General features: G+C 57.2%; 22 protein-coding genes. 17 read left to right on the top strand and 5 right to left on the bottom strand.

What is annotated here, in order from left to right; translation table 11 throughout:
- The 10 genes from SOX55_RS10405 to SOX55_RS10360 all read left to right on the top strand — a co-directional run.
- The coding region (locus SOX55_RS10405) for a glycosyltransferase family 4 protein (RefSeq protein WP_325287387.1) at positions 1-721 on the top strand (721 nt) is incomplete at its 5' end.
- A 9-nt stretch (positions 722-730) separates the two neighbouring features.
- The gene (locus SOX55_RS10400) at positions 731-1498 is read left to right on the top strand and encodes an ABC transporter permease (RefSeq protein WP_325287386.1); all 768 of its coding nucleotides are present in this window, start codon (positions 731-733) and stop codon (positions 1496-1498) included.
- Positions 1499-1509: 11 nt separating this feature from the next.
- Entirely contained in the window at positions 1510-2259 is a 750-nt protein-coding gene (locus SOX55_RS10395; RefSeq protein WP_325287388.1) for an ABC transporter ATP-binding protein, read from the top strand.
- 254 nt (positions 2260-2513) lie between these two features.
- Positions 2514-3896, top strand: a complete 1383-nt coding sequence (locus tag SOX55_RS10390; RefSeq protein WP_325287385.1) for a glycosyltransferase family 39 protein — start codon at positions 2514-2516, stop codon at positions 3894-3896.
- Positions 3897-3935: 39 nt separating this feature from the next.
- Positions 3936-4904, top strand: coding sequence for a glycosyltransferase family 2 protein (locus SOX55_RS10385; RefSeq protein ID WP_325287384.1), 969 nt, complete (start codon positions 3936-3938; stop codon positions 4902-4904).
- Between the two features lie 35 nt (positions 4905-4939).
- Positions 4940-5308, top strand: coding sequence for a GtrA family protein (locus SOX55_RS10380; RefSeq protein WP_325287383.1), 369 nt, complete (start codon positions 4940-4942; stop codon positions 5306-5308).
- Positions 5309-5333: 25 nt separating this feature from the next.
- Positions 5334-6539: a hypothetical protein gene (locus tag SOX55_RS10375; RefSeq protein WP_325287382.1), complete on the top strand. Its 1206-nt coding sequence runs from the start codon at positions 5334-5336 to the stop codon at positions 6537-6539.
- On the top strand, positions 6532-7011 hold the full coding sequence (locus SOX55_RS10370) for a COG2426 family protein (protein ID WP_325287381.1): 480 nt from the start codon (positions 6532-6534) through the stop codon (positions 7009-7011). Before SOX55_RS10375 ends, SOX55_RS10370 begins: the two co-directional genes overlap by 8 nt.
- Before the next feature lie 29 nt (positions 7012-7040).
- Positions 7041-7967, top strand: a complete 927-nt coding sequence (locus tag SOX55_RS10365) for a nucleotidyltransferase family protein (RefSeq protein WP_325287380.1) — start codon at positions 7041-7043, stop codon at positions 7965-7967.
- A gap of 346 nt (positions 7968-8313) precedes the next feature.
- Positions 8314-9288, top strand: coding sequence for a tyrosine-type recombinase/integrase (locus SOX55_RS10360; protein WP_325287379.1), 975 nt, complete (start codon positions 8314-8316; stop codon positions 9286-9288).
- A 241-nt stretch (positions 9289-9529) separates the two neighbouring features.
- Here SOX55_RS10360 and SOX55_RS10355 read toward each other — a convergent pair whose 3' ends face one another.
- The 4 genes from SOX55_RS10355 to SOX55_RS10340 form a co-directional block, all read right to left on the bottom strand.
- Positions 9530-9886 carry a thioredoxin family protein gene (locus tag SOX55_RS10355; protein WP_325287378.1) on the bottom strand — a complete coding sequence of 119 codons (357 nt, stop codon included), beginning with the start codon at positions 9884-9886 and terminating at the stop codon, positions 9530-9532.
- A gap of 32 nt (positions 9887-9918) precedes the next feature.
- A complete protein-coding gene (locus SOX55_RS10350) occupies positions 9919-10671 on the bottom strand; it encodes a DUF2703 domain-containing protein (protein WP_325287377.1) in 753 nt (250 codons plus the stop codon).
- A 14-nt stretch (positions 10672-10685) separates the two neighbouring features.
- The gene (locus tag SOX55_RS10345; protein ID WP_325287376.1) at positions 10686-11699 is read right to left on the bottom strand and encodes a permease; all 1014 of its coding nucleotides are present in this window, start codon (positions 11697-11699) and stop codon (positions 10686-10688) included.
- Between the two features lie 86 nt (positions 11700-11785).
- Positions 11786-12100, bottom strand: a complete 315-nt coding sequence (locus SOX55_RS10340) for an ArsR/SmtB family transcription factor (protein ID WP_325287375.1) — start codon at positions 12098-12100, stop codon at positions 11786-11788.
- A 457-nt stretch (positions 12101-12557) separates the two neighbouring features.
- Between SOX55_RS10340 and SOX55_RS10335 the strand changes: the two genes are divergently transcribed.
- The 7 genes from SOX55_RS10335 to SOX55_RS10305 all read left to right on the top strand — a co-directional run bounded on the left by SOX55_RS10335 (position 12558) and on the right by SOX55_RS10305 (position 19748).
- Complete coding sequence (locus SOX55_RS10335) at positions 12558-13055, top strand: TRAP transporter small permease (protein ID WP_325287374.1); 498 nt, start codon at positions 12558-12560, stop codon at positions 13053-13055.
- On the top strand, positions 13052-14338 hold the full coding sequence (locus SOX55_RS10330; protein WP_325287373.1) for a TRAP transporter large permease: 1287 nt from the start codon (positions 13052-13054) through the stop codon (positions 14336-14338). Before SOX55_RS10335 ends, SOX55_RS10330 begins: the two co-directional genes overlap by 4 nt.
- Before the next feature lie 91 nt (positions 14339-14429).
- The gene (gene dctP, locus SOX55_RS10325) at positions 14430-15518 is read left to right on the top strand and encodes a TRAP transporter substrate-binding protein DctP (RefSeq protein WP_325287372.1); all 1089 of its coding nucleotides are present in this window, start codon (positions 14430-14432) and stop codon (positions 15516-15518) included.
- A 136-nt stretch (positions 15519-15654) separates the two neighbouring features.
- Entirely contained in the window at positions 15655-16521 is an 867-nt protein-coding gene (locus SOX55_RS10320) for an NAD(P)-dependent oxidoreductase (protein WP_325287371.1), read from the top strand.
- 45 nt (positions 16522-16566) lie between these two features.
- Positions 16567-17562 carry a thiamine pyrophosphate-dependent dehydrogenase E1 component subunit alpha gene (locus SOX55_RS10315; RefSeq protein ID WP_325287370.1) on the top strand — a complete coding sequence of 332 codons (996 nt, stop codon included), beginning with the start codon at positions 16567-16569 and terminating at the stop codon, positions 17560-17562.
- The gene (locus SOX55_RS10310) at positions 17562-18539 is read left to right on the top strand and encodes an alpha-ketoacid dehydrogenase subunit beta (protein WP_325287369.1); all 978 of its coding nucleotides are present in this window, start codon (positions 17562-17564) and stop codon (positions 18537-18539) included. The genes SOX55_RS10315 and SOX55_RS10310 overlap by 1 nt, the downstream gene beginning before the upstream one ends.
- 12 nt (positions 18540-18551) lie before the next feature.
- Entirely contained in the window at positions 18552-19748 is a 1197-nt protein-coding gene (locus tag SOX55_RS10305; protein ID WP_325287368.1) for a dihydrolipoamide acetyltransferase family protein, read from the top strand.
- A gap of 189 nt (positions 19749-19937) precedes the next feature.
- Here SOX55_RS10305 and SOX55_RS10300 read toward each other — a convergent pair whose 3' ends face one another.
- Positions 19938-21290 carry an APC family permease gene (locus SOX55_RS10300; protein ID WP_325287367.1) on the bottom strand — a complete coding sequence of 451 codons (1353 nt, stop codon included), beginning with the start codon at positions 21288-21290 and terminating at the stop codon, positions 19938-19940.
- Positions 21291-21326: the final 36 nt, after the last annotated feature.

Below are 21326 nucleotides of genomic sequence, written 5' to 3'. Positions count from 1 at the left end.
AGCTGGGCGACAGAAGGACATGCGCCCCTATTACAAGGACAGCGCTATGACGCTGATTTGTTCGCTGAAGGAGGGGCTTGCCCTGACGGCCTACGAATCCCTGTCCATGGGAAAACCGGTGGTCACGTCAGACGTGGGCGGACAGGCGGAGTTGATCGACGATACGGTGGGCCGGGTCCTGCCGCTTCTGCAGAGCGAGGCGGAGGAGCTGGACAGCCGGGCGTTTACGGAGGAGGAGATCCGGCAGTACGCGGACGCCATCGCGGAGCTGCTGGGAGACACGGGTGCTTATGAGAAAATGTGCGCTGCCTGCCGACGGAAGATTGAGGAGGGCTTTTCCTCCCAGATTATGATCCGGAAGCTGGAGCAGATCTTTGAGAACTTGGTGAACGACCCGACAGCGGTCCAGAAGCGCAGGACGACGGCGGCAGAGTTGCAAAGATTCGGACATTTGATCTCAGATCACTACACCATGTATCGACTGTATGAAGCGCAGCAGGCAGAGGCAGGGGAGGTCTGGAAATCGCGAGAGTGGTTCCGCGAGCTGTATGAAAATGCGATTGGGCAAGGAGTGTCCGGACAGGATGCGTTGCAGGTTTCCGGAACGACACTCCCGGAAACGATGCTCCAACTTTACAGGTCCGGCAAAATCGGATTCAAGTACATCTTCAAATACATCCTTGCGTGGGCAAAGTACAAACTTGCAGGGAAGAAAGCGTAAAGAGGCACCATGATACAAAAGTTGAAAAAATACCAGTTCCTGTTTGAGGAACTGGTAAAACGCGATTTCAAAAAGAAATACAAAAGAACGGTATTGGGTATGGCGTGGAGCCTGCTCTCTCCACTGCTGATGCTGCTGGTCATGCGGTTGGTCTTCACGCAGTTTTTCGGTGCCACGATGGAGCATTATACGACCTATTTGTTCTGCGGCAACCTAATCTTTGCCTGCTTCAGCGAGTCTACCGGACTGGGGATGACGTCCCTTCTGGAAAATGCGGACATCTTCTCCAAGGTCAACGTGCCGAAATACCTGTTCCTGCTGTCCAAGAACATCCAGGGCCTAATTAACTTTGGACTGACATTGTGCGTGTTTTTCCTGTTCTGCGTTCTGGACGGTATCACCTTCACCTGGAAGCTCATCCTGCTGGTGTATCCGGTCTGCTGCCTAATCCTGTTCAATATCGGCGTGGGACTGATCTTGTCGGCGCTGTTCATGTTTTTTCGGGATATTCAGTACCTCTGGTCGGTATTCACCCAGCTTTTGATGTATATGTCTGCAATCTTCTACACCATCGACCACTACAGCTATGCTGTGCAGTGCCTGTTTTTAGCCAATCCGATTTATCTGTTTATTCGCTATTTCCGGAAGATCGTCATCGACGCCACGATCCCCACCGTGTGGTTCCACCTGCTGATGGCGGCGGACGTGGTGATCGTGCTGGCTCTGGGCTGCTGGATGTACAAGAAGTACAATCACAAGTTCCTGTACTATATCTGACGGAGGACATGATGGAAGTTTTAAAATTGGAAAATGTCTCCATCCGGTATATGATGGGAGACTTCAAGGAGATCGGACTGAAGGAATATGTGGTGCGCCGCTTGAAGCGGAATTACTACGTTTCGGAATTCTGGGCGGACCGGAACATCAGCTTTTCTTTGGAGCAGGGCGATATGCTGGGGATTATCGGCACCAACGGCGCGGGGAAAAGCACGCTGCTGAAGGCGATATCCGGGATCATGGAGCCTACAGAGGGAACGGTGGAGCGGAAGGGAAACATCGCCGCATTGCTGGAACTGGCCTCCGGCTTCGACGGCGATTTGACCGTGCGGGAAAACACCTACCTGCGGGGTGCCATGCTGGGGTACACCCGGAAGTTTATGGACAAAATGTACGACCAGATCATCGAGTTTTCCGGCCTTGGGGAGTTTCAGGACCGCCAGTTCAAGCATCTGTCCTCCGGCATGAAGTCCAGGCTGGCGTTCTCCATCGCCAGTCTGGTGAATCCGGATATCCTGATCCTGGACGAGGTTCTTTCTGTGGGCGACGGCGCCTTCAAAAAGAAAAGCGAGGCCAAGATGAGGGAGATCATCGCCGGCGGGACCACAACGATCTTGGTCTCCCACTCCCTGGCACAGGTGCGGGAGATGTGCAATAAGGTGCTGTGGCTGGATAAAGGCCGGCAGATCGCCTTCGGAGATGCAGAAGAGATCTGCGACAGGTATCAGCAGTTTTTGGATGGTGGAATAATTTTAGAGTGATTTCTCCTCATGGAAGATATGACACACATAAGGAGCTAACTATGAGGTCGGTATCAAATCGGATGCTTGGAATCATTGGCATCTCATATCTATTGATCATGATTTACATCAATGTGATGGTCATGATCGTTTCTCCCAATATGGACTACCCCTGCAAAAGAGAGATTGTACATCTATCTATTTTTGCTGTTGCCTTGGTATGTGTTTTGGGAGTAGTGACCGTTTTACAGAGTAGATACGTACGGCCAATATGTATGAAGCTGAACGAAAAAACGGCACAAAAGATCGTGACCTATGGCTGCATCATTTTCTGCATGCTCCAGATCTATATGTGCTTCAATTACTATTTTTTAACAGATTGGGATGTAGACCTGATTTATCAGTCCGCCACTGAGCTGGCAAACGGAACTTTCGAGAGCGCCCAGCGGTATGGCGAGTTTTGCTGGTACTATTCAACATATCCAAACAATATGGAACTTCTTGGGGTCTTTGTGGCTTGCTTAAAGCTGAATCAGTATTTTGGAGCGTTAGATCCCGAAAATGGAGTGATGGTGTTTATCGCGCTGAACTGCGTGATCATGTCAGTGACTGGTCATTTGTTGTATCAAGTGATCACACAGCTGTTCTCACACCGTTGGGGACTGGCGGGGTGGATCATCTACGTACTGTTCATCGGACTGTCGCCGTGGGTCGTGATCCCGTATAGCGATCCCCTGGGATTCATTTTTCCAACATTGGAATTGTGGCTCTTTCTGAAATTGCGGTCGAGCGATCGCAAATGGCCATATAGCATATTGCTGGGAGTTGTGAGCGGTATCGGATACTATATAAAGCCGCAGACGATCATTATGCTGCTCGCGATCGGCATCGTTGTATTTATACATTTCTTAACGCTTTTCACAGATCGGAACAGGTGCAAGCGAGCCATATTGCTGGCTGTGTTGTGTGTGTTTTCTGTATACCTTTCTTCTTTCGTACCAAAGGCGACCAGTTCCGCTTTGGGTGTCCCGCTTGATCCTGCCCGAACGTTTGGGGCAAGTCATTTTGTGATGATGGGGATGAACCCGGAGAAGCGGGGCGTCTACTCACAGGAAGACTGCGACTTTTCCCACTCTTTTGGCGATGCAGCGTCGCGAAAGCAAGGGGAGATCGCCGTTATCAAGGATAGGCTGAAGCAATACGGTGTTGGCGGATATTTCTATTTGCTGAATCAGAAATTACTGACCACATATGGAGACGGAACCTTTGCCTGGGGATTTGAAGGGTCATTTTGGAAAGAGATACCGCCATTGAAAAACAGCGGCGTATCCGTCCTGCTTCGGGAGTTCTATTACAGAGATGGAAAGCATTTCTCGGCATTTATAGCGTATATGCAGTTTTTCTGGATCTCGACGCTTCTTTTATCGTGCTTTTCCTATAAAAGAAGAAATCCCAATCCTATTTTTGCGGTGCAGCTTGGCGTGATAGGATTGACGATGTTTGAACTGCTGTTTGAAGCAAGAGCCCGATATTTGTACACGTTTTCTCCGTTGTTCCTTCTTCTTGCAGTGTGCGGGGCGCGCAACATTTACTATATGGTGCGCCATTGCTTGTGCCTCAGAGCTGAGAATGCGCGCGAACTGGGATCTTCAAATTGAGGATCCGACCAAAGTGGTATATCAAAGGGGGAACAAAATATGAGTTCGATCCTATACATAGTAATCCCCTGCTACAAAGAGCAGGAGGTCTTGCACGAAACTGCCCGTCGCCTGAAGGCCAAGATGGAAAGCCTGATCTCGGCGGGAAAAATCAGTCCGGAAAGCCGTGTCCTGTTCGTCAATGACGGCTCCACGGACCAGACTTGGCCCATCATCTGTGAATTACACAAGGCAGACCCGCTGTTCTCCGGTGTGGATCTCTCCCGGAACCGGGGCCATCAGAACGCTTTGCTGGCCGGGCTGATGACGGCGAAGGACAGGGCAGACATGGTCATCTCCATGGATGCGGACTTGCAGGACGACATCAACGCGGTGGACGCGATGGTGGACAAGTTCTATGCGGGCTGCGACATCGTGTACGGTGTGCGGTCCTCACGTAAAAAGGACACTTTTTTCAAAAAATTCACCGCAGAGGGGTTTTACCGCGTCATGAGCTTTTTGGGCGCTGATACGGTGTTCAACCACGCGGACTACCGCCTGATGTCCAAGCGTGCCCTGGAAGGCCTTGCCCAGTTCAGGGAAGTGAATCTCTTCCTGCGGGGCATCGTACCCATGATCGGCTATCAGACCGGCGTGGTGGAGTATGAGCGGGGAGAGCGCTTTGCGGGCGAGAGCAAGTACCCGCTGAAAAAGATGCTGGCTTTCGCGGCGGAGGGCATTACATCACTGTCCACAAAGCCGCTCCAGTACATAACAGGGCTGGGCTTTCTGATCTTTGCCGTCAGCATCCTGATGCTGATCTACTTCATTATCCAGTGGGCGGTCGGCAATACCGTGGCGGGCTGGGCCAGTGTGATCTGCTCCGTGTGGGCCATCGGCGGCCTGATCTTGCTGTCTCTCGGCGTGATCGGAGAATATATCGGAAAGATCTATCTGGAGACGAAGGACCGTCCCCGCTTCATTATCCGTGAAATTCTCGATGATAAGAACTCTGAGGGCCGCGTATGAGGATAAACTGGAAGGATAACACACTTTTCAAGTTTTTGATCGTAGGTGTGTTCAATACGCTTGTCGGCTGCGGGACCATGTTCCTGCTGTACAATCTGGCGCATTGCTCCTATTGGGTTTCTTCTGCCGCCAACTATATCGTCGGCGGGATCGTGAGCTTTTTCCTGAACAAGTATTACACCTTCGGGAATAAGAAGTGGGAATGGGCGCAGGTGTGGAAGTTTGTGCTCAATGTCACGGTGTGCTACCTTTTGGGATACGGCCTGGCAAAGCCCATCACCCTGCGGCTTTTGGAAGGACAGGCTGTGCGCGTTCAGGAGAATGTGGCGATGCTGGTGGGCATGTGCCTGTATACCGGCCTGAATTACCTGGGGCAGCGGTTCTTTGCGTTTCGGGGAAAGTGATCTGTTTGAGCAATAAGGAGCGTCTATGACCAAATTTGAAAAGAGAACTCTTGATTTCGCGGACCGGCACCTTCCGCTTTTGCTGGCGGCTTTGTGTACGCTTTTGGGAATTGCGGTCCGGGTTTCGCTGCGGGAGGTCGTCAGCGACGATTACAATACCTTTCTGCAGCCGTGGTATAACTTGATCTCCGCCAACGGATTATCCCAACAGGTTGGCGACTACAATTTCCTCTATCAATTCATCATCTGGATATTGACTAAAATACAGATCCCCTCTCTATATGCGTATAAGATCTGTTCGTGCATTTTTGACTGGGTCCTTGCAATTACTGCCGGCGTGATCGTTCGCAGCATCTCTGTGCATGAGAGAGAATGGGTTGGGTGCCTTGCATATTGCGCAGTACTGCTGTCTCCCGTCGGTTTTCTAAACTCAGCGGCATGGGCACAATGTGATGCGATTTACAGCGCGTTTGCGCTGCTGGCGATCCTGCATCTGGAAAGAAAACAGTATACCAGGGCGATGTGCTTTCTGGGGGTCAGTTTTGCGTTTAAGCTGCAGGCTGTATTTGTGCTGCCGCTGTTCCTGGTTGTGTATTTCACGGAGCGGAAGTTTTCTGCCGCCCGGTTTTTGCTCGTTCCCTGTACCATGGTGATTCTGTCATCGCCAATTGTTCTGTGGGGGAGAAGTTTGACTGAGGTAGTGAAAATTTACTTTAGTCAAACCGGTACATATCAGGCAATGTCCATGAATTACCCTTCCCCGTGGCTGCTTTTGTGCCAAGCGCGGGAACAGACCCAATATGCGTACCTGAAAAAGGCTGCCATTGTTGTGACGGTATTTGTTTTGGCAGCGCTGATGGTTTGGTGGATCAGGAAAGCTTACGCGCCAACGGGGAAGAATCTGTACATGATGGCGTTCCTGCTGGTGTATACGTGCGTGTTGTTTTTGCCATCCATGCACGAGCGGTACGGATACCTGTACGAAGTGCTGGCAATTATTTTAGCGATTTTGATTCCAAAGACGATCCCTCTGTGTGCGGGCCTGCTTGCCATCAGTATGAATACGTACGGAATCTATCTGTTTGGGGTTTCCGGAAACTGGACTTTCTTAGCATGTGCAAACCTGTTTTTCTACTGTGCGTATATATATTCTTTGAAAGAAGAGTTTCAACCCGGTATTACAGAAAAAGCAAACGAAGAAATCACCTACAAGGGAAAAAGAAATGCTTGAAAATTTAACAGCAACCACAGTTGGAAAGCTGGCCAGGACATTCCTGCTTTCCATGGTCCCGGTTATCGAACTGCGCGGCGGCCTGCCGTACGGGATCGCGCTGGGCCTGGACTATCCGCTGGCTTTAGCAGCAGCTATCCTTGGAAATATGGTCCCGGTCCCATTGATCATCCTGTATATCCGGCATATATTCCATTGGCTTCGGAAGCAAAGTCCGTGGTGGCATGAAAAAATAGAAGTGCTGGAGAGAAAAGCCCACCTCAAAGGGCGGATGGTCCGCAAGTACAGAACGCTTGGTCTGTGCGTTCTGGTAGCGATTCCGCTGCCGGGTACAGGCGCTTGGACCGGCGCTCTGGTGGCGGCGGTAATGGATATGCGGCTGAAAAGCGCGGTTCCCACCATTTTCCTTGGGGTGTGCATCGCATCGGCTATCATGACGGCGGTGACCTTTGGAGTCATCCATATCTTGTAATGAGAGATAGAAATAGAGGAAACAGATATATGAAAACCACATTAGTTATTATGGCGGCTGGCCTCGGTTCCCGCTACGGCGGCAACAAGCAGGTGGACGGTGTCGGTCCTAACAACGAGATTCTGATGGAATACTCCATTTATGATGCCATCCGGGCGGGCTTTAGTAAGGTTGTATTCATCATTAAACCCGAAATGGAGGGTTTGATGCACCGGCTCTGCGGAGACTACTTAGCGAAGAAAGTGGCAAAAGACGGCACACCTTTTGAAGTTGCATACGCTTTTCAGGACTTTTCATCGGTCCCCAATTTTTACAAAATACCGGCGGAACGGACGAAACCCTTTGGCACAGTCCACGCATTGCTTTGTGCGGCAGATGTAGTCCACGAGCCGTTCTGTGTCATCAATGCAGATGACTACTATGGTATAGGTGCCTATCAGACGGCCCATGATGCTCTCCAGCGTATGCCGGGAACCGGCAAAGCTGCTATGGTAGGCTATCTGTTGAAGAACACAGCGAGCCTCTACGGAAGCGTTACCAGAGGTATCTGCACGGTGGAGAACGGAATGCTGAAAGCAGTAAAGGAGACGCCGCAGATCAAGCTGCACCCAGATGGACAACTGGAGAGTGTGCTGGAGCAGAAAATGTTAAATCCGGACGCTATTGTGTCTATGAATTTCTGGTGTTTTATGCCTAGCATTTTCCCATTATTGAGAGAATACTTCGATGACTTCCTAAAGAATAAAGCCGGGGACGACATTATGGCCGAATGCCTGCTGCCCAACATGGTAGATGACTTGATGAAGCAACAGCAACTGGAGGTATCGGTTCTTCATTCTCCTGATAAGTGGTTCGGGATGACTTATAAAGAAGATAGGGCATTGGTGTCAGAAGAGCTAAAGTGCCTGCATGAACGAGGGGTATATTCATCAATATTTATGTCGTTGGTTCGGTGATGATCTTCTCTGCGCGGCTTTAAAATGTTGATTGATTTTAGCTTGTGTCAGGTAATAACTGGAAGTGTTTTTTGTCGGGCGCACAATTGCTGTAAAAGTTCAAAAATCATACAGCTTCAGCAATTTGCCGCACAGGAAACGGCTGCGGTCCAAGCGCTCGAGCGCTTGCAGTTACCTGCGCCAAAATCCCTGTATTTCTTCACACGCAGGAGGTCACTGGTTCGAGTCCAGTAGTCTCCACCAAATCCTTGGAAACCAAGCGTTTCCAAGGATTTTTTCTATTTTCCCGCAAATGTTAGAGCGCCTGCGTCCTTACCAAAAATCAAGATACGCAGGAGGTCTGATTATGAGCCGAAAGATTAAGCGCACACCGCAGGCAGCATTGTCCATTCAAGGAGCCTTTGATGAATTTGTGGTCGCTCAAACCGCAAAAGGATTTTCTGAATCCACCATCAAGAATTACCATTCACATTTTCACTCCATCAGCAAGCACTTCGACATTGAAAAGTCATTTGGCGAACTCACGCAAACAGATATTGACGGTATGATCGTTTCCATGCGGGAAAGCGGTTTGGCAACAAACTCCATCAGCAGTTATCTTCGAGTGTTTAAGACATTTATGAATTGGAGCCAACAGCAGGGCTATACCACCTTAACCGTCCCCAACTACAAACAGGTGGAAACAGTGAAAGACCCCTATACTGACGAAGAACTACTGCGGCTTTTGGAAAAGCCAAAAGCAAATTGTAATTTTTGTGAATATCGAAACTGGGTGATCGTCAATTTCCTGCTGAATAGTGGCTGCCGTGCCTCCACCGTTCGTAATATCCAAAATAGAGATGTTGATTTTTCCAATAGCCGAATTGTATTTAGGCATACGAAAACCCACAAAGTTCAAGTAGTGCCGTTGTGTAGTCAAATGGTGCGTATCCTTAAAGAATACTGTAAAACGCGCGGCGGAGGAGAAAGCGACTACCTTTTCTGTGATGAATATGGTGAAATGTTATCCGCTAACGCCCTGCGCCTTGCCATTGAACGCCACAATCGAAGCCGTGGTGTCGAAAAAACATCAATTCATCTGTTTCGGCACACATTTGCCCGTAAATATCTGATTGATTGTGGTGGGGATGCGTTTATGCTCCAAAAACTGTTAGGTCATTCTACGCTGAAAATGACCCGCCATTATTGTAATATCTATGACGCAGATTTAGCCAAAAACTATGACAGGCTTTCCCCGTTAGCAATTATGAGCCAACCGAACAAAAAGATTAAAATGAGGCTTTTGATGAGGACCGGAAAGCAGCCATGGAGTGCGGCATGAACGGCTTCCTTTCCAAGCCCATCCTGATTGATGAGCTGGCCGAAACACTGCGAAGCGTATTTGGACAGGGAGGAAAGAACGGTTGAAAAGGGCTGCGGAGCAGGGCTTTGCGGCGCTTTTCAGCGGAAAATGAATCATCCAAAAAAGGACACGCCCCATTTGAAATGGGGCGGGTCCTTCTGGAATGCGTCTGCGGCTTCAACGGAATGCCATTGGCCGTCCGGCGCCATGCTTTTCACTTTCAGTAACCCAGCCTGCGCAGCAGCTTCTCCACGTCGGCGGCCTTCAGCACCTTGCCCATGGAGACCACCTGCTCATTGACCACGATGGCAGGCATGGACATGACGCCGTAGCCCATGACCTTCTCCATGTCGGTGATGTACTCCACCTCCAGGTCCAGCCCCATGGCCCTGACGGCGGCCTTCGCGTTTTCGTACTGCTCGTGGCAGGACTTGCAGCCCGCGCCCAGCACCTTGACGGCTGCGGCCTCGCAGCCGGTTCCGCAGCAGCCTTCCTCCGTCTTTGCCCCGGAGCCGCAGCAGCAGGCGGGAGCCTGCGCTTCCGCTTCCTTCTTTTTTCCAAAACCAAACAGACCCATGATGATTTCCTCCTTCACTGTTTTGATGATCCTTAGCAGGAGCAGCCGCACCCGCAGGAGGGGCTGCTCCCGGATTTTTTGGCCTTGCCCTCATAAAACCGCCGGAGATTTTCGGGCAGCTCATAATCGCCCCGGGGACACTCCGGCTGCGCGTTCAGGCTCCTGAGAATGGCGTTTGCCAGCATCTCCCTGGTGGGCACCTCGTAGGTCCTGCCCCCGTATGCAAACACCCGGCAGTTCACCTCCGTTCCGGCGATCTCCCCGCAGCAGCCGCAGCCGGACTCCCGCACGGCCCCGAAAATGTCCCGGCCGTTCACCAGAATGGTGGGGGAGGAGAGGAAGTGATATTGCTCCGCCAGCTGCGGCGTGGCCATTTCCCGCTTCCGGTACTCCACCGCGTAGCCCGCCAGCTCCAGCGCGGGGCGGAGGACGGCAACAACTTCATCCAGAACCGCGCCCGTGCCCACACAGCGGTCACAGGTGTTCAGGTCGAGATACAGGTACTCAATCCGCAGCGGACGGCCCTCCGCCGCCTCCGGCTCCGGATCGCAGCAGCAGGCGGGCGGGGCGTCGGACCGCGCCCCCGTGTCTCCTGTATAGGCGATGGCCCCCGCGGGGCAGTTCCTCTGGCAGCCGCGGCAGCGGTCGACGCACCCGTCGGGATGCACCACCACCGGGACAGGGGCCTTCCCCTTGTCATAAACGCCGTGGCGGCAGAAGTCCACGCAGGCGCCGCATTCCGTGCAGGACAGGATGTCGATGACAGGATACCAGTGTTTTGCCATGCTCTGTCCCTCCTTCAGATCAGCAAAAACTGAATGGCGTTGAAAAAGTAGCCCACCGCAATGATGCCGCCGGTGCAGATGGCGGCGAAAATGGCCAGCAGCCGGGGCTTCACCGCCTTGCGGAGCATGATCATGGAGGGCAGGGACAGCGTGGTGACGCCCATCATGAAGGACAGGACCACCCCCAGCCGGGCCCCCTTGGCCAGCAGCGCCTCCGCAATGGGGATGGTGCCGAAGATGTCGGCATACATGGGGACGCCGGCGACGGCGGCGATGATCACGCCGAAGGGGTTGCCGGTGCCCAGAATCCGGACGATCCACTCCCCGGGAATCCAGTTGTGGATGAAGGCGCCGATGCCCACGCCGATCACCACATAGGGCGCCACCTTTCTGGCGGTGGACACCACCTGCTCCCAGGCGTACCGGATGCGATCCCGGAAATGCAGCTCCTCCCGGGGAACATCGATGGCATGGCCGCTGCGGATGAATTCCTCCACCTGCTCCTCCAAATGCAGCTTTTCAATGAGGGTTCCGCCTGCCACGGCGATCACCAGCCCCAGCACCACATAGACAATGGCCACCTTCCAGCCGAAAATGCTCATCAGCAGCACAAGGCTCCCCAGATCCACCATGGGGGAGGAGATCAGGAAGGAGAAGGTGACGCCCAGGGGCAGCCCCGCGCCGGTGAAGCCCATGAACAGAGGGATGGAGGAGCAGGAGCAGAAGGGCGTCACCGTGCCCAGCAGGGCCGCGGCGCAGTTTGCTCCCAGCCCCCGGAACCGGCCCAGAATCTTCTTCGCCCGCTCCGGCGGAAAGTAGCTCTGAATATAGGAGATGATCAGGATCAGAACACCCAGCAGCACCATGATCTTGATGACGTCGTAGAAAAAGAAGCGGACGGTGCCGCCCGCCTTGCCTGCGGGGTCCAGCCCGACAGCCTGTACGGCGACGCCAATCAGGCGGTTCAGCCATTGCATGCCCAGGACCTCGTTCTGAAAGAAGTCCCACCCGGCCCGGAATGCTTCCATCGTATTTCCTCACTTCCTTTAAAATCAAAAAAATTCGATTTGAATGGTCCGAAAAAAGCCATCTCCGCATTGGGATGGCTTTTGCTTCATTGGCAGCAGCTTTCGCATCCGTCGGGGGTCTCCGTGACGGCTGTGATCTCCCGCAGCAGCGCAATGGCCTTTTCACTGCCCTGCCGGCTGATCTGGTAGTGGGTCCATTTTCCCTCCTCCCGGCTGGTGACAATGCCGGAGTCGCAGAGAATCTTCATGTGGTAGGAGAGGGAGGACTGGGGCATCTCCATCTCCTCAATCAGGACGCAGGCGCACTTCTCTCCGCCGCGCAGCAGCTCCAGTATCCGCTGCCGCCGCTGGTCACAGAGGGCCTTGAACACCCTGGCCCGCTCCTCGTATACCGTCGCCATGCGCTCACCTCAAATCAAGTTTTCTTGATTGATTATAGGCCTTACATCCAAAAATGTCAATCTGTTTTTTTGCGCGGCTGCGGAAAAACCCGCCGTCAGTGTGTGAAGTAAGATGTACAGATATGACAACATACAACCTGCGGGCTTCTCAGTGAAAGAAATCCTGCAGAAATATCATAAAAATTGCCGGGAGGAAAACCGCTGCATTGTAAAACGCAAAGAAAAAGTGACAGAAAATGCTAAAAAACGGGCGTTTATCCGATTGATCGACAAAAAACAGATGTAGCAAAACGCCGGGAAACTGTTTTTTCCGGGGAGAAAGAAGCTGCATCAGACATCTTGCATTTTTGAAAAAAGCATTTTATAATTTTAAACAACTAAATAGCGGGGGTTCCCGCTGTCTGGGAAAATCGGAAAGGTACGGTGAAGTGGTCCTATGAGATTGTATAAGAGGTGTATGGACACCTTGGCCGCGGCCGAGAAGGCTGTGATAGGAATCCTGCTGCTGATCGAGGTGGTGCTGACCGCCGGAAACGTTCTGTCCCGCTACGTGATCCACAGCGGCTGGTCCTTTACGGAGGAGATCGTGGTGGCGCTGCTGGTGCTGATGTCCGTCATCGGCGCGGCGCTGTGCGTCCGGGAGAGCGGCGGCCTGGTGAGCCTGACGCTGCTGACGGACCGGCTGCCCAAGCGGGTGCGGCTGGCGCTGGATATTCTGATGATCCTGCTGTCCATGGCCTTCGCCGCCGTCATGCTCTGGTACGGCATCCAGCGCTGCCTGGTGCAGGTCCGCACCAACCGCACCACGGCGGTTCTGCAGCTGCCGGAGTGGTATTACAGCTCCTTCATCCCCATCGGCGGCGCGCTGCTGCTGGTGCACTTTGTGGAGCGGATCGTGGATGACCTCCGGGAGATCATTGGCTGCCGGGGCGGCGAGGAGGACTCTGAGAAATGACATACCTGCTTTTGTTCGGCGTTTTCTTTATTCTGCTGTTTCTGGGCGCCCCCATCTGTATGTGCCTGGGATTGTCCTCCGTGCTGGCCCTGCTGCATAACGGCACCAGCCTGACGGTGGTGGCCTCCAGCGTGTATGCCGGCATTGCCAAGTACCTGCTGCTGGCGGTTCCCTTCTTCGTCCTGTCCGGCAACATCATGGCCCGGGCGGGCATCTCCCGCCGGCTGATCGCCTTCGTGGACGCCTGCTGCGGCCACATCCGGGGCGGCATCGCCGTGGTGTGCGTGGTGGTGGCCTGCTTCTTCGGCGCCATCTCCGGCTCCGGCGCCGCCACCGTGGCCGCGCTGGGCGTCATCCTGGTGCCCGCCATGATCGACCGGGAGGGCTTCGATCCCCCCTTCGCCACCGGCATTATGGCCGCCGCCTCCTCCATCGCCATCATCATTCCCCCCAGCATCTCCTTCGTGGTGTACGCCTCCATCACCGGCGCCTCCGTGGGCGACCTGTTTATGGCGGGCATCATTCCCGGCATTCTGATGGGCCTGGCCCTCATCGTCATTGTGGAGATGAAGGCCAGAAAGGACCACCTGAAGCCCTCCCACGGGTGGATGGGATTCCGCAACCTCTGGGACACCTTCCGGGACGCCGTGTGGGGCCTGCTGATGCCGGTGATCATTCTGGGCGGCATCTACGGCGGCATTTTCTCCGCCACGGAGGCCGCCGCCGTGGCAGTGGTGTACGGATTGTTTGTGGGCGTGTTCATCTATAAGGAGCTGGACCTGAAGGCGCTGGCGGCCTTGTTTGTAGACACCGCCAAAACCACCGGCGGACTGATGCTCATTGTGGGCGCGGCCGGCATCTTCTCCTACGCCTGCACCGCCTACGGCATCTCCACCGGCGTGCAGAATCTGCTGCTCAACGGCAGCGGCAACCGCTACGTGTTCCTGCTGATCGTCAACATCGTGTTCCTGGTTGCCGGCTGCTTCGTGGACGCCAACTCCGCCATGTACATCTTCATCCCCATCATGACCCCGGTGGCCAAGGCCTTCGGCATCGACCTGATCCACTTCGGCATCATCGCCACCGTCAACCTGGCCATCGGCCAGGTGACGCCGCCGGTGGGCATGAACCTGTTTGTGGCCACGGGCCTGCGCATCGACGGCCACAAGCCCGTCACCATTGCCGAGATCTCCAGAGCGGTGGTTCCCATGATCCTGTCCGCCCTGGTGGTGCTGCTGCTGGTGACCTACGTGGAGGGCATCTCCATGTGCCTGATTGCCTGATCCCCCCGCCGGCCGCGCCGGCATGATCCTGCTGTGCTTCACCCCGCGTGATGACATAGATTTTTACGTTACTTGAAGGGAGAAAACCATCATGAAAATCCGCAAGATCCTGGCATTCGCAATGGCGCTGATTATGACCGCCTCTCTGGCGGGCTGCGGCGGCTCGTCCTCCGGCAGCTCCGGTGCTGCCGCCGCTCCGGCCGCCTCCGCGGCTTCCTCCGCTGCCTCCTCCGTTTCCGGCACCAGCTTTGAGCCCATGACCTGGTCCGCCGCCACCTCCGGCGCCGACAGCTCCAACTTCGCCGCCGGCCTGTACAAGTTCGGCGAGCTGCTGAAAGAGCGCACCGGCGGTGCCATCACCCTGAACGTGTTCCCCTCCGACCAGCTGACCAACGGCAACGCCGTGGACAGCCTGCAGGCCGAGATGGAGGGCACCATTGACGTGACCTTCCAGGCCGACGGTATCTGGAGCAACTTCGATCCCCGCTTCAACGTGCTGATTCTGCCCTTCCTGTTCTCCACCACCGACCAGGTGGACGAGAAGCTGTTCAACGGCGCCGGCGGCCAGTACATGATTGACATGCTGGAGAAGGAGCAGGGCGTCAAGTGCCTGGGCATCGGCGAAAACGGCTTCCGCTACATCACCAACAGCAAGCACGAGGTCTGCACCCCCGACGACCTGAAGGACCTGAAGCTCCGCGTCGGCGGCAGCCCCCTGCTGACCCGTACCTATGAGCTGTGGAACGTGGACTACACCACCGCCAACTGGGCCGAGGTTTACACCGGCCTGCAGACCGGCCTGTATGACGGCCAGGAGAACCCTGTGGCCGTGGTTCACGCCTCCTCCATCCAGGAGGTCCAGAAGTACGTCACCGCCTGGACCGCCCAGTACAGCTGCATGTTCCTGACCATGAACGGCGACCTCTTCAACAGCCTCAGCGATGAGCTGAAGCAGATCGTGGAGGAGTGCGGCGCGGAGGCCTGCGCCTATCAGGTGGAGCTGACCCGCCAGCAGTGCGAGGACTACCTGAAGGTCTGGGAGTCCGACTACGGCATGCAGGTCCACTACACCACCGAGGACGAGGTGGCCCAGTTCAAGGCCCTGTCCGATCCCATCTATGAGGAGGCCGTCAGCAAGTACGGCTTCACCCAGGACCTGCTGGATATGTTCATTGACTGACCGCCTTTCCCGGGTCTGACAGCGGTCTGAGCGCGTAATTGACCGCCGCGGCCGGCCATCCCTGGCGGGAAGGTCGGCCGCGGCGACTATCATTTCCGGCGGCTGAGGACTTCAGCCGCCCCAACGGAGGCAGCGTATGAAATTGGGTTTGATCGGCATGGGCGTCATGGGACTGCCCATTGCCCTGAATCTGGTAAACAAGAGCGGACTTCCCGTGCTGGGCTTCGACGTGGTGGAGTCCCAGTGCGCCCGGTTCGCGGCGGGCGGCGGCACGGTGGCCGCCTCCCCGGCGGAGATCTATGAAGCCTGCGGCGTCATCTTTTTCAGCCTGCCCAGCAACAAGCTGGTCAGCGCGTATCTGGAGGAGGCGGTGGCCGCGTGCCCCGCCGGGACCATCCTGGTGGACCTGAGCTCCTCCTATCCCACGGTGATCCGTGCCTTCGCCGAAGCGGCGGAGAACAGGGGCGTCGGACTGGTGGACTGCCCCGTCAGCGGCGGGGAGGCCGGCGCCGTGGCCGGTACCCTGTCCGCCATGTGCGGCGGCAGGCCGGAGGACGTGGCGGCGGTGATGCCCTACCTGCGGCTGTTCAACAGCAAGGTTACCCACATGGGCGGTCTGGGCTGCGGCTACGCGGCGAAGCTGGCCAACAACATGATCATCGGCGTGGAGATTGCCGCCGTGGCGGAGGCCTTCGCCTACGCCCGCCGGGCGGGCCTGGATGAGCGGACCCTCTTCGAGGCCATCCGGGGCGGCGGCGCCGGCAGCAGCGTGCTGGAGGTGAAGGGCCCCAAGATGCTGGACCGGGACTACTCCGTCAGCTCCCGGCTGTCCATCCACCTGAAGGACCAGCACAACGCCCTGCTGCTGGCGCAGGACACCGGTGCCTGCACCCCCATGCTGGAGCTGGCCACCCGCCTGATGGAACAGCTGGAGGCTGCCGGCCGCGGCGGCGAGGACGTGGCGGCCCTCATCGACCTGTTCGGGGAAGAAAAACCGCAGTGAGCACCGCGGCCCGGAAGCCGCGAGAAAGAAATAGGAGGCAACAATATGCAGGATATCAAGCAATATGACCGGCAATTCCTGCTGGATATGCTGGAAAACATGTGGACGGTCCGGAAATTCGAGGAGACCGCCGCAGACTGCTTCGTGAAGGGCATGGTCAGCGGCAACCTCCACATCTGCCTGGGCCAGGAGGGCCTGGTGGTGGGCGCCAACTCCGCCCTGGAGCCTACGGACTTCGTCACCGCCAGCCACCGGGGCCACGGCCACTGCCTGATGAAGAGCGGGGACCCGGACCGCACCATGGCGGAGCTGTTCGGCAAGACCGAGGGCTTCTGCGGCGGACACGGCGGGTCCATGCACGTGACCAAGGTGGAGAGCGGCCTGCTGGGCGCCAACGGCATTGTGGGCGGCGGCATCCCCCTGGCCACCGGTTCCGCCATGGCGTCCAAGCTGAAGGGCGACGGCGCCGTGACCGTGGCGTTTTTCGGCGACGGCGCCACCAACCAGGGCTGCTTCCACGAGTGCATCAACATGGCCGCCGCATGGAAGCTGCCGGTGGTCTACTTCGTGGAGAACAACGGCTTTGCCGTCTCCGTGCCCATTGAAACCGTCACCAACACCCCGAACCTGGCGGAGCGGGCCAAGGGCTACAACATCCCCGGTGAGGTGGTGGACGGCACGGACGTGCTGGCCGTCTACGAGGCCACCAGACGGGCCGTGGAGCGGGCCCGCAGGGGAGAGGGCCCCACCCTCATCGACTGCCATGTCTACAAGTTCATCGGCCACTTTGTGGGCGACCCGGCGGCCTACCTGCCCCAGTCCTACAAGGATGCCGCCCATGAACAGGACGCCATTGAGAAGTTCAGAAAGCTGCTGCTGGACAACGGAATTGCCTCGGAGGAGGAGCTGACCGCCATGGAGCAGCGGGTCATTGAGAAGATCGGGCACGCCAAGGAGTTCGCCGTCAACGCGCCGCTGCCGGACAAGAGCACCGTGCTGGATCACAACTATTCCTCTGACAATGAAAGGAGCGTCCGCTGATGAGAACCATTACCATGATCGGCGCCATCCGGGAAGCCATCGAAGAAGAGATGAAGCGGGACGAAAACGTCATCATGCTGGGCGAGGACATCGGCGAGATGGGCGGCCCCTTCGGCTCCGCCAAGGGATTGCTGGAGGAGTTCGGCCCCGGCCGCATCATTCAGACCCCCATCAGCGAGTGGGGCTTCACCGGCATCTCCGTGGGCGCCGCCGTGCGGGGCATGCGCCCCATCGCGGAGCTGATGTACAATGACTTCATCTCCGTCTGCCTGGACCCCATTATGAACCAGGCCGCCAAGCTGTGCTATATGACCGGCGGACAGGTGTCCGTCCCCATGGTGCTCCGCGCCCCCACCGGCACCGGCCGCCGGGGTGCCGCCCAGCACTCCCAGAACATGGAGGCCCTGTTTGCCCACATTCCCGGCCTGAAGGTCATCTGCCCCTCCTGCCCCCAGGACGCCAAGGGCCTGCTGAAGTCCGCCATCCGGGACGATGACCCGGTGATCAGCCTGGAGCACAAGGCCCTCTATCCCCAGAAAGGGGAGATCGATGACAGCATCGACGCCATCCCCCTGGGCGTTGCCAGCGTGAAGCGGGAGGGCAGCGACGTGTCCATCATCACCTGGAGCCGCCAGGTGCAGTTCTCCCTGGAGGCCGCGGACCGCCTGGCGGAGCAGGGCATTCAGACGGAGGTGCTGGACCTGCGGACCCTGGTTCCCCTGGACTGGGACGCCATCTGCAGAACCGTCAGCAAGACCCACCGCGCCGTCATCGTGGAAGAGGACGTGCGGCGGTGCGGCTTCGGCGCGGAGATCGCCGCGGAGATCGGCGAGAAGCTGTTCGACACCCTGGACGCCCCTGTGGTGCGGGTGGCCGCCCTCAACAGCAGCGTGCCCTTCGCACCGGTGCTGGAGGACGAGATCTTCCCCCATCCGGAGACCATCGTGGACGCCGTGGTCAACCTGGTGAACCAGTAAAGGAGGCGGGCCATGATCTCTGAAATCAGGATGCCCCAGCTGGGCGTTTCCATGGAAACCGGCACCATCTCCCAGTGGCACAAACAAGTGGGCGATCCCGTGAAGGCCGGCGACGTGCTGCTGAGCATCGAGACGGAAAAACTCACCAACGACATCCCCAGCGAGAGTGACGGCGTGCTGCTGGCCATCGTGGCGCAGGAGGGGGAGGAGCTTCCCATCCAGGCGCTGCTGGGCATTGTGGGCGCGCCGGGCGACACCTGGGAGGGCCAGAGCGCCGGCAGCGCGCCTGCCGCGGCGCCCGCGCCCCGGCCGGAGCCTGCTCCGGCCCCCGCCGCCCCCGCCGCCGCGGATCACCGCGTCAAGGCGTCGCCCCTGGCCAGAAAGGTGGCGGCCGACCTGGGCGTGGACCTCAGCAAGGTCACCCCCGGCGGCACCTCCGGCCGCGTCCGGGAGCGGGACGTGCGGAGCTATTATCAGCAGATGACCCGGACAGCGGCCCCTGCCGCCGTGCCGCAGCCCGTTTCCGGAGAACGGCGGGAGAAAATGAGCGCCGCCCGCCGGGTCATCGCCCGCCGCATGACCGACAGCATCCTCACCGCCCCCCAGGTGACGCTGACCCGGGAGGTCAACGCCGACAGACTGCTGACGCTGCATCAGGACATCAAGGCGTCCGTCCGGGACACGAAGGTCAGCATCAATGACCTGCTGATCCGGCTGCTGGCTGCCGCCGTGGTCCGGGAGCCGGTGCTGAATGTCTCCGTGGACGGGGATTACCTCATCCGCCATGACCACGTCAACATCGGCGTGGCGGTGGCGCTGGAGGACGGACTGCTGGTGCCCGTGGTGCGGGATGCGGAGTGCAAGGGCGCCCTGGCCATTGCCGCGGAAACCGGCAGCCTCATCGCCCAGGCCCGGGCAGGCACCATCTCCCCCGACGCCCTCACCGGCGGCACCATCACCATCAGCAATCTGGGCAGTTACGGCGTGGATGGCTTTACCCCCATCGTAAACCTGCCGGAGACGGCCATCATGGGCGTCGGCCGCATTGTCCGCAAGCCTGCCGTGGCGGAGGATGGCAGTCTCTGCACCGCCAACATGATGATGCTCAGCCTCTCCTTTGACCATCGGGCTGCAGACGGCGCGGCGGCGGCCAGATTCCTGAAGCAGTTCGCGGAACTGGTGGAAAACCCCGGCTTCGCTCTGCTGTGACCCCGCTTCCGGCGGGCGGAAACAGAATAACCGCAAAACAGAGGCGGGTCTCATTCTGAGACCCGCCTCTGACTGCTCCTGACGCTCAACACCCCGGAAAGCTTTGCTTTCCGGGGTGTCGGGCATGGAGAAAATTGAGAAAAAGGGAGGGAATATCACCGGAGGTCTGGTGTGAAAACCTCTGATTTGTCAGGACAGCTCGTAGCTGTCTTCCACCCTGACCTTGCCGCTCTTGAACCGGACGCTGCCGAAGAGGAAGGCAAAGGCCACCACTCCCAGGTTGCCCAGCAGCAGCGGCAGGGGCAGCTCAAAGGAGGAAGTGATGCCGGAGATGACGATGACCAGCAGGTCCACCACGCACAGCGCCTTCAGCGCACCATCGCTGATGTGGAAGTCGGACTTGTTCCAGGCGTCGGGCAGCACCTTGGGCATCCGCCACAGGCACAGCACGATCATGGACTTGGTGATGGCGCCTACGGTGATGGTGACATTGCTGATGATGTCGATGTCGATGTTGAAGGCGATGGGCACGAAGCCGATGACATAGTAGAAGGCCAGCAGGATCAGGGGCGTGCGGTACTTGGGATGCAGGCGGGCCAGGGAGCGGGGATACCAGCCGTCATTGCAGGCCTGCATCAGGGGCTTGGTGCAGGTGGCGATGGAGCTGTTCAGAGTGGTCAGCAGGGCCATCCAGCCGCCGCCGATGCAGAACAGGTAATACAGGGGCTTGGAGAGAATGGCGTTGGCCACAATGCTCAGGGGCTGGCCCGCCACCTGCTCCACAGGCAGCACGCCGGCGGCCACGATGCCGATCAGGCCGTAGAACACGGAGACGCCCAGGGTGGAGAACAGCATGACCCGGGGAATGTCGCGGGTGGGATTCTTGGCTTCACCGCTCATCTGGGTGACGTACTGGGCGCCGTCGCAGGTGTAGCTCATGAGGACGGAGGCCGACCACAGACCTGCAAAGCCCTTGGTCATGAACTGGGTGGGCTCAAAGTAGTTGCCGTCCAGCTTGGTAAGACCGACGGCGGTGAAGATGGTCAGGGAAATGACCAGCAGCACCACGGCCATGTTCTGAATCTTGGCAAAGGCGTTGATACCGAAGGTGTTGGTGATGAACAGCAGGGTCAGAATGCCCAGGGCGATGGTTTTCCGGGTGAGATTGGGCAGGAAGGGCATGGCGTAGTCCGCGAAGGACAGGGCGTACATGGACAACGTGACGCTGGTCAGCAGGGCGATCATGGAGTAGGTGCCGGTCCAGCGGGGGCCCAGGAAGGTGCCCACCATGGAGTAATCGCCGCCTCTGTAACGGGCCACGGAGTTCAGGAAGATCTGGGGAGAGCGGGCCAGGATGGCGATGAGGCCGCCGATGACGAAGGCAATGCAGACGCTTCGGCCGGTGTCATCGATGCCCCAGCCGGTGAGGGACATGATGCCCGAACCGATGATGGAGCCGATGCCCACGGCCATCAGGTCCCAGAAGCCCAGAACGCGCTTCAGGTCCTTTGTGGACGATAAGTTGTTGGGGTTGTTTGACATGTGGTTCTCTCCTCTCTGTTGTTTGACACTTGTTTC

It is taken from the genome of Dysosmobacter sp., from assembly GCF_034093755.1.
Taxonomy (GTDB): Bacteria; Bacillota; Clostridia; order Oscillospirales; family Oscillospiraceae; genus Oscillibacter.
The sequence above is the reverse complement of the archived record's forward strand: the minus strand, read 5'-3'. Positions and strand labels throughout refer to the sequence as shown.

Coding starts and splice junctions, on each gene's coding strand:
- SOX55_RS10400 (WP_325287386.1), top strand. CDS start 731: ATGATACAAAAGTTGAAAAAATACCAGTTCCTGTTTGAGGAACTGGTA.
- SOX55_RS10395 (WP_325287388.1), top strand. CDS start 1,510: ATGGAAGTTTTAAAATTGGAAAATGTCTCCATCCGGTATATGATGGGA.
- SOX55_RS10390 (WP_325287385.1), top strand. CDS start 2,514: ATGAAGCTGAACGAAAAAACGGCACAAAAGATCGTGACCTATGGCTGC.
- SOX55_RS10385 (WP_325287384.1), top strand. CDS start 3,936: ATGAGTTCGATCCTATACATAGTAATCCCCTGCTACAAAGAGCAGGAG.
- SOX55_RS10375 (WP_325287382.1), top strand. CDS start 5,334: ATGACCAAATTTGAAAAGAGAACTCTTGATTTCGCGGACCGGCACCTT.
- SOX55_RS10370 (WP_325287381.1), top strand. CDS start 6,532: ATGCTTGAAAATTTAACAGCAACCACAGTTGGAAAGCTGGCCAGGACA.
- SOX55_RS10365 (WP_325287380.1), top strand. CDS start 7,041: ATGAAAACCACATTAGTTATTATGGCGGCTGGCCTCGGTTCCCGCTAC.
- SOX55_RS10360 (WP_325287379.1), top strand. CDS start 8,314: ATGAGCCGAAAGATTAAGCGCACACCGCAGGCAGCATTGTCCATTCAA.
- SOX55_RS10355 (WP_325287378.1), bottom strand. CDS start 9,886: ATGGGTCTGTTTGGTTTTGGAAAAAAGAAGGAAGCGGAAGCGCAGGCT.
- SOX55_RS10350 (WP_325287377.1), bottom strand. CDS start 10,671: ATGGCAAAACACTGGTATCCTGTCATCGACATCCTGTCCTGCACGGAA.
- SOX55_RS10345 (WP_325287376.1), bottom strand. CDS start 11,699: ATGGAAGCATTCCGGGCCGGGTGGGACTTCTTTCAGAACGAGGTCCTG.
- SOX55_RS10340 (WP_325287375.1), bottom strand. CDS start 12,100: ATGGCGACGGTATACGAGGAGCGGGCCAGGGTGTTCAAGGCCCTCTGT.
- SOX55_RS10335 (WP_325287374.1), top strand. CDS start 12,558: ATGGACACCTTGGCCGCGGCCGAGAAGGCTGTGATAGGAATCCTGCTG.
- SOX55_RS10330 (WP_325287373.1), top strand. CDS start 13,052: ATGACATACCTGCTTTTGTTCGGCGTTTTCTTTATTCTGCTGTTTCTG.
- dctP (WP_325287372.1), top strand. CDS start 14,430: ATGAAAATCCGCAAGATCCTGGCATTCGCAATGGCGCTGATTATGACC.
- SOX55_RS10320 (WP_325287371.1), top strand. CDS start 15,655: ATGAAATTGGGTTTGATCGGCATGGGCGTCATGGGACTGCCCATTGCC.
- SOX55_RS10315 (WP_325287370.1), top strand. CDS start 16,567: ATGCAGGATATCAAGCAATATGACCGGCAATTCCTGCTGGATATGCTG.
- SOX55_RS10310 (WP_325287369.1), top strand. CDS start 17,562: ATGAGAACCATTACCATGATCGGCGCCATCCGGGAAGCCATCGAAGAA.
- SOX55_RS10305 (WP_325287368.1), top strand. CDS start 18,552: ATGATCTCTGAAATCAGGATGCCCCAGCTGGGCGTTTCCATGGAAACC.
- SOX55_RS10300 (WP_325287367.1), bottom strand. CDS start 21,290: ATGTCAAACAACCCCAACAACTTATCGTCCACAAAGGACCTGAAGCGC.